9 protein-coding genes are annotated in these 16,482 nt (G+C 69.4%); 3 read left to right on the top strand and 6 right to left on the bottom strand.

The window, feature by feature from the left end; genetic code table 11:
• Positions 1–246 precede the first annotated feature (246 nt).
• Entirely contained in the window at positions 247–2,085 is a 1,839-nt protein-coding gene (locus D7V93_RS03855) for an FHA domain-containing protein (protein ID WP_120642064.1), read from the top strand.
• Positions 2,086–2,129: 44 nt separating this feature from the next.
• Positions 2,130–2,723, top strand: coding sequence for a response regulator (locus D7V93_RS03850; RefSeq protein ID WP_014398871.1), 594 nt, complete (start codon positions 2,130–2,132; stop codon positions 2,721–2,723).
• Here D7V93_RS03850 and D7V93_RS03845 read toward each other — a convergent pair.
• Genes D7V93_RS03845 through D7V93_RS03835 form a run of 3 tightly spaced genes read right to left on the bottom strand, consistent with a single transcriptional unit; the run spans position 2,720 to position 5,118 of the window.
• Entirely contained in the window at positions 2,720–3,487 is a 768-nt protein-coding gene (locus D7V93_RS03845) for an enoyl-CoA hydratase/isomerase family protein (protein ID WP_120642063.1), read from the bottom strand. The genes D7V93_RS03850 and D7V93_RS03845 overlap by 4 nt on opposite strands.
• A gap of 18 nt (positions 3,488–3,505) precedes the next feature.
• Positions 3,506–3,718, bottom strand: coding sequence for a biotin/lipoyl-binding carrier protein (locus D7V93_RS03840; RefSeq protein ID WP_120610301.1), 213 nt, complete (start codon positions 3,716–3,718; stop codon positions 3,506–3,508).
• 50 nt (positions 3,719–3,768) lie between these two features.
• A complete protein-coding gene (locus D7V93_RS03835; RefSeq protein WP_120642062.1) occupies positions 3,769–5,118 on the bottom strand; it encodes an acetyl-CoA carboxylase biotin carboxylase subunit in 1,350 nt (449 codons plus the stop codon).
• Positions 5,119–5,290: 172 nt separating this feature from the next.
• Here D7V93_RS03835 and D7V93_RS03830 point away from each other — a divergent pair, with 172 nt between their 5' ends.
• Complete coding sequence (locus D7V93_RS03830) at positions 5,291–5,635, top strand: hypothetical protein (protein ID WP_244224537.1); 345 nt, start codon at positions 5,291–5,293, stop codon at positions 5,633–5,635.
• Positions 5,636–5,648: 13 nt separating this feature from the next.
• Here D7V93_RS03830 and ftsZ read toward each other — a convergent pair whose 3' ends face one another.
• From ftsZ to ftsA, 3 genes are all read right to left on the bottom strand, one after another.
• A complete protein-coding gene (ftsZ, locus tag D7V93_RS03825; RefSeq protein ID WP_120610304.1) occupies positions 5,649–6,893 on the bottom strand; it encodes a cell division protein FtsZ in 1,245 nt (414 codons plus the stop codon).
• 339 nt (positions 6,894–7,232) lie between these two features.
• A complete protein-coding gene (gene agmC / locus D7V93_RS03820; protein ID WP_341870906.1) occupies positions 7,233–14,894 on the bottom strand; it encodes an adventurous gliding motility protein AgmC in 7,662 nt (2,553 codons plus the stop codon).
• A gap of 335 nt (positions 14,895–15,229) precedes the next feature.
• Positions 15,230–16,465 carry a cell division protein FtsA gene (ftsA, locus tag D7V93_RS03815; RefSeq protein ID WP_120610305.1) on the bottom strand — a complete coding sequence of 412 codons (1,236 nt, stop codon included), beginning with the start codon at positions 16,463–16,465 and terminating at the stop codon, positions 15,230–15,232.
• Positions 16,466–16,482: the final 17 nt, after the last annotated feature.

Below are 16,482 nucleotides of genomic sequence, written 5' to 3'. Positions count from 1 at the left end.
GCGCACCAGCGCGTCCACCCCCGGAGGCCCCCCGGACGCCAGGGCCGCGTACAGAATCGCCTGCACCCCTACCAGGGCCACCGTCAGCCACGGTACCCTGCCTTCCCCGCCCCTTCCGGCCAATCGACCGATGGACAACAGTGCCCCCCTGACCGTGGGATGGGCAAAAAACCCTGTTGTTCTCGGGGGATACATGGCTTGTCTCGGCAAAGGGCATTCTGCTATAGCTGTACTCGGACCGGACCCGTGCTGAAGCTCATCATCGAAGACGACGAGGGGCGCAAGACCGTTGTTCCCTTCGTGCGCGACGAAATCACCATTGGACGTCAGGAGGGCAACACGATCCGCCTGACCGAGCGGAACGTGTCACGTCGACACGCCCGCCTCGTACGCCTCAATGGAAACGTCGTGCTCGAAGACCTGGGGAGCTACAACGGCACCCGGATCAACGGCGAGCGCGTCGCAGGCCAGCTTCCTCTCAAGGAAGGCGACCTCATCCAGATCGGCGACTACGATCTGGCCTTGCAGGTCGAGGGCGCGGCTGCAGCCGCCCCCACTGGCGCCATCACCGCCAAGGTACCCGCCTCCCGCCGGGCAGAACCGGACGAGGAGGTGGATGCCCCCGCGCCCACCGCGTCGCAAGACGACGAGGAGGAGGAGGACGACGACGACGCGGACGGCGACGAACACGACCACACCCCGCCCTCCGCGGAGGTGCGGCGCAACGCCACGTCCATCATCCGCATGGACCAGATGGAGGCGGACCGCCCCCGCAAGGTGGAGCGCGTCCCGGAGGACGAGCAGCCCCGGCTGCTGGTGCTCGCCCCCAACGAGTTCAAGGGCCAGGAGTACGACTGCAACCGCACCGAGCTGCGGATCGGTCGCACGTCGGAGAACGACATCGCCCTGGACCACCGCTCGCTGTCCCGCACGCACGCGAAGGTCGTGCGCGAGGCGACCGGCGAGTGGCGGGTCATCGACATGCAGTCCGCCAACGGGATGACGGTCAACGGCGAGAGCTACGCCCAGGCCACGCTGTCCCACGGCGACATCATCGAGATGGGCCACGTGAAGCTGCGCTTCGTGGGCCCGGGGACGCTGGCGGAGGACCTCGCCGCGCAGGGGAGCCGCCCGGGTTCGAAGAAGCTCGTGGTGGGAATGGTCGTCGCGTTCCTGTCCATCGCCGCGGGCGCCGCGCTCTTCGTCATCAAGGGCCAGGACCTGGTGAGCACGCCGGCCGACCCGCAGCCGCCGCCGCCCGCGGTCGTCGAGAATCCGCCGCCCGTCCCGGACAAGCCGGCGGCGGTCGTCCAGGGCACGACGCCCGAGACCCCGGAGACCCCGGCGCCGGAGACCCCTGCCGAGCCCAAGGTGACGGAGCAGGACTTCGAGACCGCGCTCCAGGCAGGCGACCTCACCGCCGCCAGCGAGCATCTGGCCACGCTGCGCAAGACGAAGGGTGGCCCCGGTCCCAAGGCGCTGGAGGGGCTGCAGCGGCAACTGGACGCGGAGACCCGGGCCGACAAGAACCTCACCACCACCGCGACGGCCCTGAGCGCCGGCAAGGTGGACGAGGCCGTCAAGGCCTTCAGCGCGGTCCCCGCGAGCACCGTCTTCGCCAGCCGCTTCGAGGACCTGAAGAAGCAGCTCCAGGAGGCGCAGCGCGCGCCTTCAGGGGAAGCCCCGGAGGGGACGACCTCGGTGCAGAAAGCCTCCGCGGCGCCCACGTCCGAGTACATGCGCGGAAAGACGGCGGCCAGCGTCCAGGACGACATCCTGGAGATCCAGAAGGAGGTCCAGCGCTTGACCAAGGCGAAGGACGTCCCTGGAGCCCTGGAGATTGCCGAGGACTGCGCCCGGATCGCCCCCAAGGTTCCGGAGTGCCACCTGATGCTCGGGGTGCTCTACGCCAGGGACCAGAGGTTCAAGAAGAGCGAGGAGCACTACGGGCTCTTCCTCCAGATTGCACCCAAGGATCATCCCCGACGGGCCCGGGTCATCGAGCTCTTGAGCCTCAGCAGCAGCAAGCCGAGCGAAGCGGAATCGCAGGCCCAAAATCCGCCCGGCGAGAAGAACCTCCAGTAATCCCCCCCGCAGCACTTCCCTCAACCTTGCAGCGAGGAGACGCTGTGCAGATTCGCATCCTGGTAGTTGATGACGAGCAGGACAACTGCGACTACCTCAAGCTGGTGCTGACGCGTGAGGGCTACGAGGTGGTCACCACCACCGACCCCACCCAGACGGTGGACATCCTCCGGGGCTCCGACTTCCACCTCGTCATCCTCGACATGATGATGCCGCAGATGTCGGGCACCGAAGTGTTGGAGCTGATCCGCAAGTACGACACGGACATCGCGGTCATCGTCGCCACGGCCTACCCCACCGTGGACACGGCTGTCGCCTCCCTCAAGGCGCAGGCGTCCGACTACGTGAAGAAGCCCATGGAGCCGGAGCAGTTCACGGCCGCCGTGCGCAACGCGTTGCAGAAGAAGGGTCTGTCGCAGGACCCGGAAGCCGACCTGCACCGCGCCATTGGCCGCACCATCCGCGACGCCCGCAAGACGCAGGAGCTCACGCTCAAGCAGCTTGCCCGCCGCACCGGCCTGTCCGTGTCCCTGCTGTCGCAGATTGAACGCGCGGAATCCTCCGCGTCCATCTCGTCGCTCTACAAGATCGCCTCCGCGCTGCAGCTGCGCATGGGCGAGCTGTTCGGCGACACCTAGCGACCGTTGAAGTGGGGCGCGCGCTTTCCCAGGAAGGCCGCGCGCCCCTCCTTCGCATCCTCACTGCCAAACGCCTCGCCGCGCACCTGGCGCAGCCGCGCGACGTCCTCCGGGGCCAGGGCGGAGCGCGACAGCAATCCGAACGCCTCCTTCATCCCCGACACCGCCTTCGGTGCCTGCGCGGCCAGCGTCTCGCACAAGGCCAGCGCACGCGCCTCCGCGTCCTCCGGGCACTCGTCCAGCAGCCCCCACGCGAGCGCCTCCGGCGCGGGCAGCCTGCGCGCGGTGAGGAACAGCTGCTTGGCCCGTGAGAGCCCCACCAGCCGCACCGCGCGCGCCAGCCCCTCCGGCGAGTACACGATGCCCAGCCGGGCCGGAGGCATGAGGAAGAACGCGTCGGGCGCGCCCACGCGGAAGTCACAGGAGGCCGCCAGGTCGAAGCCCGCGCCCACCGCGCCGCCCTCCACCAGCGCCACCGATGGCGCCGGGTGCCGCTCCAGCTTCAGCAGGCACGCCACCAGCGCGTCGTCCGGCAGCCGTCCGTCCGCGCCGGGCGGCCCCAGGTGCGTCAAGTCATAGCCCGCGCAGAAGTGCCCGCCCTGCCCGCGCACCAGCAGCGCACGGACATGGGGGGCGGGCTCCAGCGCCACGTCCAGACGGGCCAGCAGCGCGTCGTCCAGGGCATTGCGCCGGGAGGGGTTGGAGACGGTGAGCACCCGCACACCGCCCTCGCGGTCCTCCACCCCCAGCGTGGGCGCCGTCACCGTCCGGGTCCCCGCTGCCTAGCCGAGCACCACGAGGACGTCACCCTCGTTCACGGGCTGCGCTTCCTTGCAGCGGATCTCCTTCACCGTGCCGTCCTCGGTGGTCTCCACCGGCATCTCCATCTTCATCGACTCGAGGATGACGAGCGTGTCCCCGGCCTTCACCGGGTCACCCACCTTCACCTCGATCTTCCACACCGTTCCCGTGATGTGCGCCGCAACGTCCGCCATGAACCAGTCCCTCCTCGGGTGTGAAAATGAAGCGCGGCCTGCCGCGCTCCCTACGGCTTCGCGTGATGATCCAGGAAGTGCGTGTCCAGCTCCCCGGCGCTGAAGGCGGGAGCCTTCAGGATGCGCAGGTGGAGCGGGATGTTCGTCTTGATGCCCTCGATGCGGAAGTCCTCCAGCGCCTTCACCGCGCGGGCAATCGCCTCGTCGCGCGTGGCGCCGGAGATGATGAGCTTCGCAATCATGGGGTCGTAGTTCGGCGTCACCACGTCGCCCTCGGCGTAGCCCGAGTCCAGGCGCACGCCCTCGCCCGTGGGCGGCTGGAACACCTTCAGCGGGCCGGGGGACGGGAAGTACTTCACCGGGTCCTCCGCGTAGATGCGGAACTCCAGCGCCGCGCCCTTCCGCTTCACGTCCTCCTGCTTCACCGTCAGCTTTTCGCCCGCGGCGATGCGCAGCTGCCAGCCGATGAGGTCCAGGCCCGTCGTGAGCTCCGTCACCGGGTGCTCCACCTGGAGCCGGGCGTTCATCTCGATGAAGTACACCTGCCCGTCCGAGTACAGGAACTCCACCGTGCCCGCGTTGGCGTAGCCGAACGTCTTCGCCGCGGTGACGGCCGCCGTGAAGAGCTGCTCCGACAGGGCCGCGTTCTTCCCGTTCGCGAACAGCACCGACGGGGCCTCCTCCACCACCTTCTGGTGCCGGCGCTGGATGGAGCACTCGCGCTCCAGGCCGTGGATGAGGTGGCCGTGGGTGTCGCCCAGAATCTGGACCTCGATGTGGCGCGGCGCCGGGAAGTAGCGCTCCAGGTACACGCCCTCACGGCCGAAGGCGGCCTTCGCCCGGTCCGTGCACTGGCGGAACACCTTCTCCAGCTCCGCGGGGCTGTTCGCCGCCGCCATGCCGATGCCGCCACCGCCGCTGGCGGCCTTGCACAGCACCGGGTAGCCGATGCGCTCGGCGGCCTCCAGGGCGCTCTGCACGTCCGGAAGGACGCCGTCGCTGCCCGGCACCACCGGCACGCCCGCGGCGGACACCAGCTTGCGCGCCTGGCTCTTGTCCTTCATCCGCGCCATGGCCTCCGGCGGCGGCCCCACGAACACCAGGCCCGCGTCCGCGCACGCCTGGGCGAACTCGCCGTTCTCCGACAGGAAGCCGTAGCCGGGGTGCACAGCCTGGGCGCCCGTCTTCTTCGCCGCCTCCAGGATGGCGGGGATGCTCAGGTAGCTGTCCTTCGCCGGCGCGGGGCCGATGCGCACCGCCTCGTCCGCTTCCTTCACGAAGGGCAGCGTGGCGTCCGCGTCCGAGTACACGGCCACGGTCTTCACGCCCATCCGCCGGGCCACCGTCCCGATGCGGCGCGCGATTTCACCCCGGTTGGCGATGAGCAGCTTCTGGAACATGGCGGTACCCCGGCGTTGCGAAGGGCGGCCAAACTAACCCCCACCCCCCTGCCTGACAAGCGCTCGGACAGGCGCGCAACAGGTCCGTACAGTCCCGTAAATTTGCGGGTCTACGAGCCCCTGGCGTACCTTGCCCGACGTGAAGCCTCCCTCGACAGGAACGGAAGGCGTCGTGGACCTGCATGGTGCCCGTCGCGCTCGCCGTCTGGATTTGTACCGGAGCCGGCTCAATGAGCGGCTCCAGGCCACCCGCGCCAACCTGGTGACGCTCTACGAGGGCGGCACCCTCTTCACGCCCGACGGCACCAAGCGGGGCCGCTCGCTGCTGAAGGCCCTGCAGCTCTTGCAGCGCGCCGGCACCCGGATGGAGGAACTGTCCGGAACCGGGCTGCTGCCCGCCCCCCGTGCGTCGGAGCGCATCGACGCGCTCTACGACGAGGTGGACGGCCTGTTCGCCCGCTGCGACCGCCTCACGGGCCGGGGCACGGCGAGCGTGGCCCGCCTCCCCCGCAACTGACGGCCTTCTTGCCCTACGGCAGCTCCGTCTGACCCTGGCGGCGCAGGAACGTCGGGATGTCGAACTGATCCTCGTCCAGGGGCAGCGCCGCGTCCTTCACCACGGCCGTGCGCGCGCTCTGCATGGAGGACTTCGGGTTCTCCACCGTGGACATCGTCGGACGGGGCGTGCTCTTCGCGGGGACGAGGCTCGCCACCTCCTCGCGCGACGAGGACAGCACCGACGACGGCGCGGGGCGGCTGGACATGGGCATGGACATGGGCACCTGGACGACTTGCGTCATGGGGCGCGCCTTGGCCGCCTCGCGGTGCACGAAGCCCGTGGCGATGATGGTGATCTTCACCTCGTCCTGGATCTGCTCGTCGATGAGCGACCCGAAGATGATCTCCGCCTCGCCGTCCGCCGCGTCGTGCACCAGCGTCAGGGCCTCGTTGACCTCCTGGAGGGTCATGTCGCGGCCGCCGGTGATGTTGATGAGCAGGCCCGTGGCGCCATCGATGGAGACGTCCTCCAGCAGCGGGCTGGAGATGGCCTGCTGCATGGCGATGACGGCGCGCCGGTCGCCGCAGGCGTTGCCCGTGCCCATGAGCGCCAGGCCCTTGTCGCTCATGATGGTCTTCACATCCGCGAAGTCCACGTTGATGTAGCCGTGGTACTGGATGAGGTCGCTGATGCCCTGCACGGCGTTGAGGAGCACCTCATCCGCGCGCTTGAACGTCTCCAAGAGCGGCATGGGCTCGTTGGAGAGCGACAGCAGGCGCTGGTTGGGGATGGTGATGAGCGTGTCCACCGCGGCCTTGAGCTCCACGATGCCCTGCTCGGCCTGCTTGCGGCGCTTGTTGCCCTCGAAGAGGAACGGCTTGGTGACGACGCCCACCGTGAGGCAGCCCAGGCTCTTGGCGATGTCCGCGATGATGGGCGCGGCGCCCGTGCCGGTGCCACCGCCCATGCCGGCCGTCACGAAGACCATGTCGGCGCCTTCCAGCACCGCGGCGATCTGATCGCGCGACTCCAGCGCGGCCTCGCGGCCCATCTCCGGGTTGGCGCCGGCACCCAGCCCCTTGGTGAGCGCCTGGCCCAGCTGCAGCCGGGTGGGCGCCTTGCTCGCGGCGAGCGCCTGGACATCGGTGTTGGCGGCGATGAAATCGACGCGGTCGAGCTTCGACAGAATCATCGTGTTGACCGCGTTGCAGCCCGCCCCGCCCGCGCCCACGACACGAATCTTCGCGGCCTGCTTGTTCTGCTCGAACTGGTCCATGTCGATCCTCTTGGCGGAAGCCCAACGGCGCCGTCCGCGATGACTGCCGCCTTCGACAATCATCAGGAAGTCGGGCGCTTTGGCAAGTATTCCGCTACCAGCCTGTAGCGCCCTGCTGCGGTGTCGAGTCCTGACGCCCACTTACGCGCACGGCTTCGGCATGCATGCGTGCGACGCGGTAGGCGAAACGCCCTCTTGACTCGCGCGCCTGACTCACCTTGGTCGGTCGTGCGTGCCTCGCGCGCGGCCTGACGTGGCGCGGTGGGGCCCGGATGACGAAAAGGCCCGGCTCCCTGGATGGGAACCGGGCCTTTCGTACTTCAGCACGACGGTGAAGGACTACGGGGCCGGACGCTCGATTTCGACCTTGCTCATCTTCAGGATCTTGAACTCCACGCGGCGGTTGTTCTCCCGGCCCGCGGACGTCTTGTTGGTGTCCACCGGCTTCGTCTCACCGAAGCCCTCGGACTGCAGGCGCTCCGCGGCGATGCCGTCGTTCACGAGGAACGTGCGCACGTTGGCGGCGCGGCGCTTGGACAGGTCCAGGTTGGCGGCGTCCTTGCCCTGGTCGTCCGTGTGGCCTTCCACGCTGAGCAGCTCCACCTGCGGGTTGGCGCGCAACACGGCGGCCACCTGCTTCAGGAGCGGGAACGAGCGCGGCAGGATGACGTCCTTGCCGGTGGCGAAGTAGACCTTCTCCAGGATGAGGATGCGCTCGCCCTCGACGAGCACCTTGACCTTGCCCTTGTCGGGGCAGCCGTCCTCGTCGGTGACGCCGTTGATGGTCTCCGGCTCCAGCGGGCACTTGTCCGCCACATCCGCGATGCCGTCACGGTCGTTGTCCGGGTCCGGGCAGCCGTCCTCGTCCTGGAAGCCGTCCTTGTCCTCGGGCGCGTTGGGGCACTTGTCGTCCGGATCCATCAGGCCATCGCCGTCGGTGTCCACCGGCGGAGGCGGCGGCAGGGGCTTCGTGTCCGGGCAGCCGTCGGCGTCCTCGAAGTCGTTGACCGTCTCCGGCTCCAGCGGGCACTTGTCCGCCGTGTCCGGGATGCCGTCGCTGTCGTTGTCCGGGTCCGCGCAGCCGTCCGCGTCCTGGAAGCCGTCGAAGTCCTCCGGGCCCTCAGGGCACACCGGCCGGGGCGGCGCCGGGGCACGCTCGGGCGTGCTGTAGCTGAGCCCCGCGAGCACGCGGAAGGTGGGCGTGCCGTAGCCGTGCGTCAGGCCCGGGCCCGCGCCCACGTGGGCGGCGAGCCCGCCCGTCGTCGGGCGGTACTTCAGGGCCGCGAGCAGCTCCAGCGGACGCTCCTCCTCGTCCTGCTGCTTGAAGCCCAGCGTGCCCGCCAGCGTGGCGTCCAGCGCCAGGGGCACCTTGCCCAGCTCGAAGGGCAGCTCCGCGCCCAGCCCGTACGCCAGCGCGCTGCCGGTGTTCAGGTTGCGCAGCTGCTCCGACTTGCGCAGGTCCACGCCCAGGTTGGCGAGCACCCGGAAGCGCCGACCGTACTCCGCGACGAGGCGCGGGTTGACGGAGACGCCCGACCCGCCGAGGAAGTCCGACGCGCCGCCCGTGGGCAGCGACACCGGCACCGCCAGCGCCAGGCCGAAGTTCTCCCGGTCCAGCAGCCGCGCCTTCGGGATGAGCCGCAGGTCGCCGATGCCGCCACCGCCCACGCCGTTGGAGAAGGAGGAGTCCACGCCCGGCGAAGCCTCCGAGCTCTGGATGGTGACGGGCAGCACGACGCCGATTTCGAAGCGGTCGAGGAAGCCCACCGCGCCCATCAGGTCCACGCCCACCTGGCTCTTCACCAGGGAGGTGACGTACGTGTCCGAGCGGGGGTCGAAGAAGTTGAGCGGCTTGTCGGCGTAGTTGACCGACAGCCCCACGTTCCACCCCAGGTGCCGCTGCACCTGCGCGCCCTGCACGGCGAGCACGTCCGAGATGCCCGGGCCCGGCTTGTACTGCTGCACGTCGATGGCCTGCGAGACAGCGGTGGCCTGCGCCCGGGCGTCCGGGGCCGCGAAGAGCGCGGTCACGAACAGGGCGAAGACGCCGCCCGCGCGGGCCAGGAGCTGCCCACCCTTGCGGAAGCGGCGGCCCACGAACGGCACGGCCAGGAGCATCAGCGCGAAGGGCGCCAGCGAGCCCGTCCCACCCGTGCTGCAGCCATGGCCCACGACGAGGAAGTCGTCGTTGGCGTCGAGCGGGTTGGAGCCGCCCTGCACTTCCACGCCGTCGTCGATGCCGCCTCCGTCGGTGTCCTTCTGGCTCGGATCCGTCTCCGCGTCGGCGCGGCGGCCGTCGTGGTTGGCGTCCTCATCGCCGTCCTTCAGGCCATCACCGTCAGTGTCCGCCTTCTTCGGGTCCGTCTTCGTGGACGGATCCGCGTCCGGCTTGAAGTTCGGCGACTGGCGGTTGGTCCCCGTCGGCGCGGTCTCCGCGGTGACACCCAGCTCGGTGCCGTCGAGGATGCCGTCGTTGTCGCTGTCCGGGTCGCGTGCGTCGATGGTGCCGTCGCCGTCCGTGTCCGTCAGGCCGTCGGTGCCGTCCATCACGCCGTCGTCGTCGGTGTCGGAGTCGAACGGATCCGTCCCCTTCTCCAGCTCCGTGGCGTTGTCGATGCCGTCACCGTCCGCGTCCTTGTCGTCCGCGGGGTTGTTCGGATCCGTCTCGCGCACGTCGACGCGGCCGTTGTGGTTCGCGTCCTCGATGCCGTCGAACACGCTGCCGTGGTCGGTGTCGCGGTCGAGCGGGTTCGTCTTGGTCGTGGGGTCCTCGTCCTTGACGAAGATGGCCGGGTCGGTGTCCGTGCCCTGGGGCGTGGTGAGGCCCGACTCCAGGCCGTCCGTCAGGCCATCGCCGTCCGTGTCCACCTTGTTCGGGTCCGTCTCCGTGGGGTCCACGGCGCCGTCGTGGTTGGCGTCCTCGTTGCCGTCGAGCAGACCGTCGTCATCCAAGTCGTCGTCGAGCGGGTTCGTCTTCGTCGCGGGGTCCTTGTCCGCCACGTACTTCGCCGGGTCGGTGTCCGAGCCCTGCGGCGTGGTGAGGCCGGACTCCACGCCATCCGTCAGGCCGTCGCTGTCGGAGTCCGAGTCCTTCGGATCCGTCTCGTCGGCGTCCACGACGCCGTCGTGGTCCTTGTCCTCGTTGCCGTCGAGGATGCCGTCATCATCCGAGTCGTCGTCGCGCGGGTCCGTCCCACCGACCTTGACCTCGACGCCGTCGGGGATGCCGTCGTCGTCGGTGTCCGGGTCGTTCGGATCCGTGCCGATGGTGCCCTCCTCCGCGTCCGTCAGGCCGTCATTGTCCGAGTCGGCCGAGTCGGACCACCGGAAGGTGGTGGAAGCTGGAGCGCTCGTGTTGCCCGCGCCGTCCGAGGACACCGCCGTCACGGTGTACTGACGGTCCGTGAGGGTCACGGGCAGCTGGAAGCTCCAGTTGCCCGAGGCGTCGACCGCGATGGGGCCGTAGTTCGTCCCATCGAGCGTCAGCGTCACGGACGTCGACTTCGTGGACGTGCCCACGATGGTCACCGTGGAGGTGCTCACCGTCGTGCCGCTGACCGGCGTGGTGATGGCCACCGTCGGCTTCATCAGGTCCACCGTGAAGGTGGAGGACGCCGTGGTGCTGGTGTTGCCCGCGGCGTCCGTGGACACAGCCGTCACGGTGTACGTACCCGCGGCCAGCGGACCCGGCAGCGCCTGGCTCCAGTTGCCCGAAGCGTCCACCGCGATGGGGCCGTAGTTGGTGCCCTGGAAGGTCACCGTCACGGACGTCGCGCCCGTGGACGTACCCGTCGCGGTCACCGTGGGGGTGCCCACCGTCGAGCCGTTGGCCGGCGTGGTGATGGCCACCGTCGGCTTCGTCAGGTCCACCGTGAAGGTGGAGGAAGCGGGAGGGCTGGTGTTGCCCGTGCCGTCCTCGGCGACCACGGTCACGGTGTACGTGCCCTCAGCCAGCGGACCCGGCAGCGTGTAGGTCCAGTTGCCCGAGGCGTCCACCGGGATGGGGCCGTAGTCCGTGCCGTCGAAGGTCAGCGTCACGGACGTCGCACCCGTGGACGTACCGGTCACCGCCACCGTGGGGGTGTTGATCGTCGATCCGTTGGCCGGCGTGGTGATGTCGACCGTCGGCGCCGTCAGGTCCACCGTGAAGGTGGTGTTGGCAGGAGGGCTGGTGTTGCCAGCGGCGTCCGTGGAGACGGCGGTCACGGTGTACGTGCCATCGCCCAGGCTGAACGGCAGCGTGTAGTTCCAGTTACCCGCGCCATCCACCGGGATGGGGCCGTAGTTCGTGCCGTTGTAGGTGAGCGTCACGGACGTCGCGCCCGTGGACGTACCCGTCACCGTCACCGTGTCGGTGCCAATCGTCGAGCCGTTGGCCGGGGTGGTGATGGCCACCGTCGGCTTCGTCAGGTCCACCGTGAAGGTGGAGGTCGCGGGGGCGCTGGTGTTGCCCGCGCCGTCCGTGGACACGGCCGTCACGGTGTACGTGCCTTCCGCGAGCGGGCCCGGCAGCGCCTGGCTCCAGTTACCCGAGGCATCCACCGAGATGGGGCCGTAGCTGGCGCCCTCGAAGGTGAGCGTCACGAACGTCGCGCCCGAGGACGTACCCGTCACGGTCACCGTGCCGGTGCCCACCGAGGTGCCGTTCACCGGGGTGCTGATGGCCACCTGCGGGCCGGTCAGGTCCACCGTGAAGGTGGAGTTCGCGGGGGTGCTGGTGTTGCCCGCCACGTCCTTGGACACCGCCGTCACGCTGTACGTGCCTTCGCCCAGGCTGACCGGCAGCGGGAAGCTCCAGTTGCCGGAACCATCCACGGAGATGGGACCGTAGTCCGTCCCCTGGAAGGTGAGCGTCACGGACGTCGCGCCCGCGGAGGTACCCACGACCGTCACCGCAGAGGTGCCAATCGTCGAACCGTTGGCCGGCGTGCTGATGGCGACCGTCGGAGCCGTGAGGTCCAGGGTGAAGGTGGAGGTCGCGGGGGGGCTGTTGTTGCCCGCCGCGTCCTTGGACACGGCCGTCACGGTGTAGGAGCCCTCAGGCAGGGGGCCCGGCAGCGGGAAGCTCCAGTTACCGGAGGCATCCACTGAGATGGGGCCGTAGCTCGTGCCTTCGAAGGTCAGCGACACGGACGTCGCGCCCGTGGACGTGCCGGTGACCGTCACCGTGGGGGTGTTGATCGTCGACCCGTTGCCCGGCGTACTGATGGCCACCGTCGGAGGGGTCTGGTCCACCGTGAAGGTGGAGGAAGCGGTGGTGCTGTTGGTGCCCGCGCTGTTCCTGGACACCGCCGTCACCGTGTACGTGCCGTTGGCCAGCGGGCCCGGGAGCGCCTGGCTCCAGGTGCCGCCCGTCACCGTGATGGGGCCGTAGTTCGTGCCCTGGAAGGTCACCGTGACAGTGGTCGCGTTCGCGGCCGTACCCGTCACGGTCACGTTCGGGTTGGTCGTCGTCGACCCGTTGGCCGGGGTGGTGATGGCCACCGTCGGCGCCGGCACGTTCACCGTGAACGTGGAGGACGCCGTCGAGCTATTCGTCGTGCCATTCGTGGACACCGCCGTCACGGTGTACGTGCCATTGGCCAGCGGGCCGGGCAGCGCCTGGCTCCAGGCGCCACCGGTCACCGCGATGGGACCGTAGTTGGTGCCCTGGAAGGTGACCGTCACGCTCGTCGCGTTCGCGGCCGTACCCGTCACCGTCACGTTCGGGTTCGTCACCGTCGAGCCGTTGGCCGGAGCGGTGATGGCCACCGTGGGCCCCGCCACCGTGAAGGTAGAGGACGCCGTGGTGCTGTTCGTCGTGCCATTCGTGGACACCGCCGTCACGGTGTACGTGCCATTGGCCAGTGGGCCGGGCAGTGCCTGGCTCCAGGCGCCACCGGTCACCGCGATGGGACCGTAGTTGGTGCCCTGGAAGGTGACCGTCACGCTCGTCGCGTTCGTGGCCGTGCCCGTCACCGTCACGTTCGGGTTGGTCGTCGTCGACCCGTTGGCCGGGGTGCTGATGGCCACCGTCGGCACCGGGACGGCCACCGTGAAGGTGGAGGACGCCGTGGTGCTCGTGTTGCCCGCGGCGTTACGGGAGACCGCCGTCACCGTGTACGTGCCGTTGGCCAGCGGGCCCGGCAGCGCCTGGCTCCAGGCGCCGCCCGTCACCGTGATGGGGCCGTAGTTCGTGCCCTGGAACGTCACCGTCACAGTCGTGGCGTTCGTGGCCGTGCCCGTCACCGTCACGTTCGGGTTCGTCACCGTGGAGCCGGTGGCCGGAGCGGTGATGGCCACCGTCGGCCCGGCGACGATGGTGAAGGTGTTGGTGTTGCTCTTGGGGCTCGCCTGGCCGTTGGTCTCCGCGTACGCGTAGACGGAGTGGGCCGCGACGGTGAGCTGCGTGGTGGGCGTGAAGGTCCAGTTGCCCGAGGCATCGGACGTCGTCCGGCCAATCTCCAGGTTGTCCACGATGACGACGATGGTCGTGTTCGCCGGGCCCGTGCCGGTGAAGGGAGGCGTCCGGTTGGTCGTGGTGGAGCCGTTGGCCGGCGTGACGACGACCGGCGCCGCGGGCGTGGTCAGCGCGGACGTGAGCGTGTTGACAACGCCGACGTTGCCGACCGCCGCGCCGTACGTCGCACCGTCATAGACGGAGGTCGCGAGCGCCTGCGTGCCCGGCGCGCCACCCGAGGTCGCCGTGGCGGGCGTGGTCGTGCAGCTGAGGGTCGCGCCCTGGAGGAAGATGTTGCCGCCGCCGCCGCCACCGCCCGTGCCGTGCTCTTCCGCGGAGCTGCTGCCACCGTTGCCACCCTTCGCGGAGACGTTGCCGGTGATGCAGCTCAGCGCCCCATTGAACCGCAGCGACACCGTACCGCCCGAACCGCCACCACCCGCGGCGTCGTTCTGGGAGTTCACGCCCGCCACACCGTCCGCGCTGACGAGGCCCGCGCCCGCCAGCGAGCCGCCACGGACGAACACGATGCCGCCCGCGTTGCCGCCGCCGCCGCCCACGCCGTCATTGCCGTGACCCGAACCGCCACCGCCGCCCATCAGAACGCGCGTCGTCGGGATGAAGTTCATCTTCGCGCCGCCCAGGCCGCCCACCGCTCGCGCCGGAGCAGTGTCACCCGTCCACGTCCGACCGCCGACGCCGCCCTGGCCACCGTTGCCGCCGCCGCCACCGCCGGAGTTGTGGCAGATGCCGCCACCGCCCGCGTTGAGGATGTTGCCCTTACCCGTCGTGCCCGCGGGCACCGGGAACGCCTCGGGCAGCTTGTAGCGGGCGGGAACCATGCCCTCGCCCTTCATGGCGCCACCCGGATACGCCTGATCGTCCTGCGAGCAGTTGTCGCCGTCCCCGTTGAAGTACTCGCCACCGCGGAAGCCTGCGGCGTTGGCGGAGATGGCGCCGTTGTTGATGACCGCGCCCTGGGCCAGGAACACCACGATGCCGCCCAGGCTGTCCGTGTGGTCCACGTCATTGGACCAGGCCTTCGCCACGATGCTGGCGCCCGCGTTGATGGTCACCGTCGTGTACTCGGGCACCCGGATGGCCTGCGCCGAGGTCCGGATCGCCGCCGCCGACGTTCCACCGGTGAACAACACCGTGAGGGGCGAACCGAAGTTGAGGCGGACGCCAGTCAGCGACGTCACGCGTGCGAACTGCCAGCGGCCGCCCGCCTCCGCCGAGTAGTCGAACGGCCCCTGGTTGCCGGAGGCCGCCGTGCCCGAGTAGCCGGTGGACTGGTAGACCATCACCAGGTCGCCCACGGCGAAGCCCGTCGTGTCCGTCACCGTCACGCCGGTGTTCGTGGTCGCGGTCACGTTCGCCGTCAGCCGGGCGTACGTGTTGATGACCGTGCCGGGCGCGTTGACGGTCAGCGCACCGTTGTGGCCATTGCCCAGGCCGAACGTGTCCGGTTCAGCCATCGCGGCGGGAGCGGCGAGCACGGTGCACAGCAGGGCCAGGAGGCCTGCGGCGGATCTGCGAGCTCCCGGGAGGGGCGTCAGCAACCGCGAAGTCGTTTGTGGGGTCATAGGGTCAGGGCTCACGCGAACAGCGGGATGGTTCCGGGAGCCACAGGCCCCCCTAGCAAGCCGGGCGCCATCGTCTGTCGGATTTTCATTCCCTCCAAATCCGGACACTTGTGCGGCTTGCCCTCCATGCTTACGAGCGGCGTCCGGAAGCTGGATCCAGATTCCAGAAACTGGAAAGCCCCCGGCGTTCCCACCTGACGCGTCAGCGTGCACCGTTGACGCGTCCGCCCTGCCCCGGACCGGGTCCCCAGAAACGCGAAAGGGCCCCCCGAAGGGAGCCCTGACTCAGCGCGGCATCACGCCCGCGGACTTCAGAAGATTTCTTCCAGCCACTCGCGCATCCGGCCCTTCACCTTCTTGTAGACGTTGCCGTCCTCGCGGATGCGGAACATGCGCCGGTCCATGTGCTTGGCGCCGTAGACGACCAGGCCCACGCCCGTGGCGTACATGGGGCTCTTCACCACATCCACCAGACCGCCGATGCCGCGCGGCATGCCCCGACGCACCGGCAGGCCCAGCACCTCTTCAGCCAGCTCCGGCATGCCCGCGAGCAGCGTGGAGCCACCCGTGATGACGATGCCGGACGCGAGCAGGTCCTCGTAGCCGCACTTCTGGATCTCACGGTGGACGAGCTGGAAGATCTCCTCCACGCGCGGCTCCAGGATCTCCGAGAGGATCTGCCGGCCCAGGACGCGAGGCTGACGGCCGCCCACGCTGGGGACCTCGATCGTCTCGTCCTTGTTGATCATCGACGCGAGCGCGCAGCCGTACTTCTGCTTGATGCGCTCGGCCTCGTGCGCGGGGGTGCGCAGACCGATGGCGATGTCGCTCGTCAGGTTGTTGCCGCCCAGGGCAATCACGGCCGTGTGGACGATGGAGCCGCCGGAGAAGATGGCGATGTCCGTGGTGCCGCCGCCGATGTCGACGAGGCACACGCCCAGCTCTTTCTCGTCCTCGCTCAGCACCGCCTCCGCGCTGGCCAGCGGCTGCAGCACGATGTCGGAGACATTGAGCCCGGTGCGGTTGGCGCACTTGACGATGTTCTGCGCGCTGGAGACGGCGCCCGTGACGATGTGCACCTTGGCCTCCAGGCGCACACCCGCCATGCCCAGGGGCTCCTTGATGCCGCCCTGGTCGTCGATGATGAACTCCTGGGGCAGGACGTGGATGACCTCCCGGTCCAGGGGGATGGCCACCGCCTTCGCGGCGTCGATGACGCGCGCGATGTCCGCCTCGCGGACCTCCTTGTCCTTCACCGCGACGATGCCCTGGGAGTTGAAGCCCTTGATGTGGCCGCCGGCGATCCCCGTGTACACGTGGGAGATCTCCGCCCCGGCCATCAACTCGGCTTCCTCCACCGCGCGACGGATGGACGACACCGTGGCCTCGATGTTGACCACGACGCCCTTGCGCAGACCCTTCGACGGGTGCGTGCCGATGCCGATGATGTCGATGCCGCTATCAGTCAGCTCGCCCACGATGGCGCAGATCTTCGTCGTGCCAATGTCGAGGCCGACGATGATCTCCCCCGACTTCTGCTTCGCCATTGAAACCTCCCAGGCCC

Origin of the sequence: Corallococcus llansteffanensis, from assembly GCF_003612055.1 — a bacterium.
Taxonomy (GTDB): Bacteria; Myxococcota; Myxococcia; order Myxococcales; family Myxococcaceae; genus Corallococcus; species Corallococcus llansteffanensis.
This window is presented reverse-complemented; position numbering and strand designations above follow the sequence as displayed.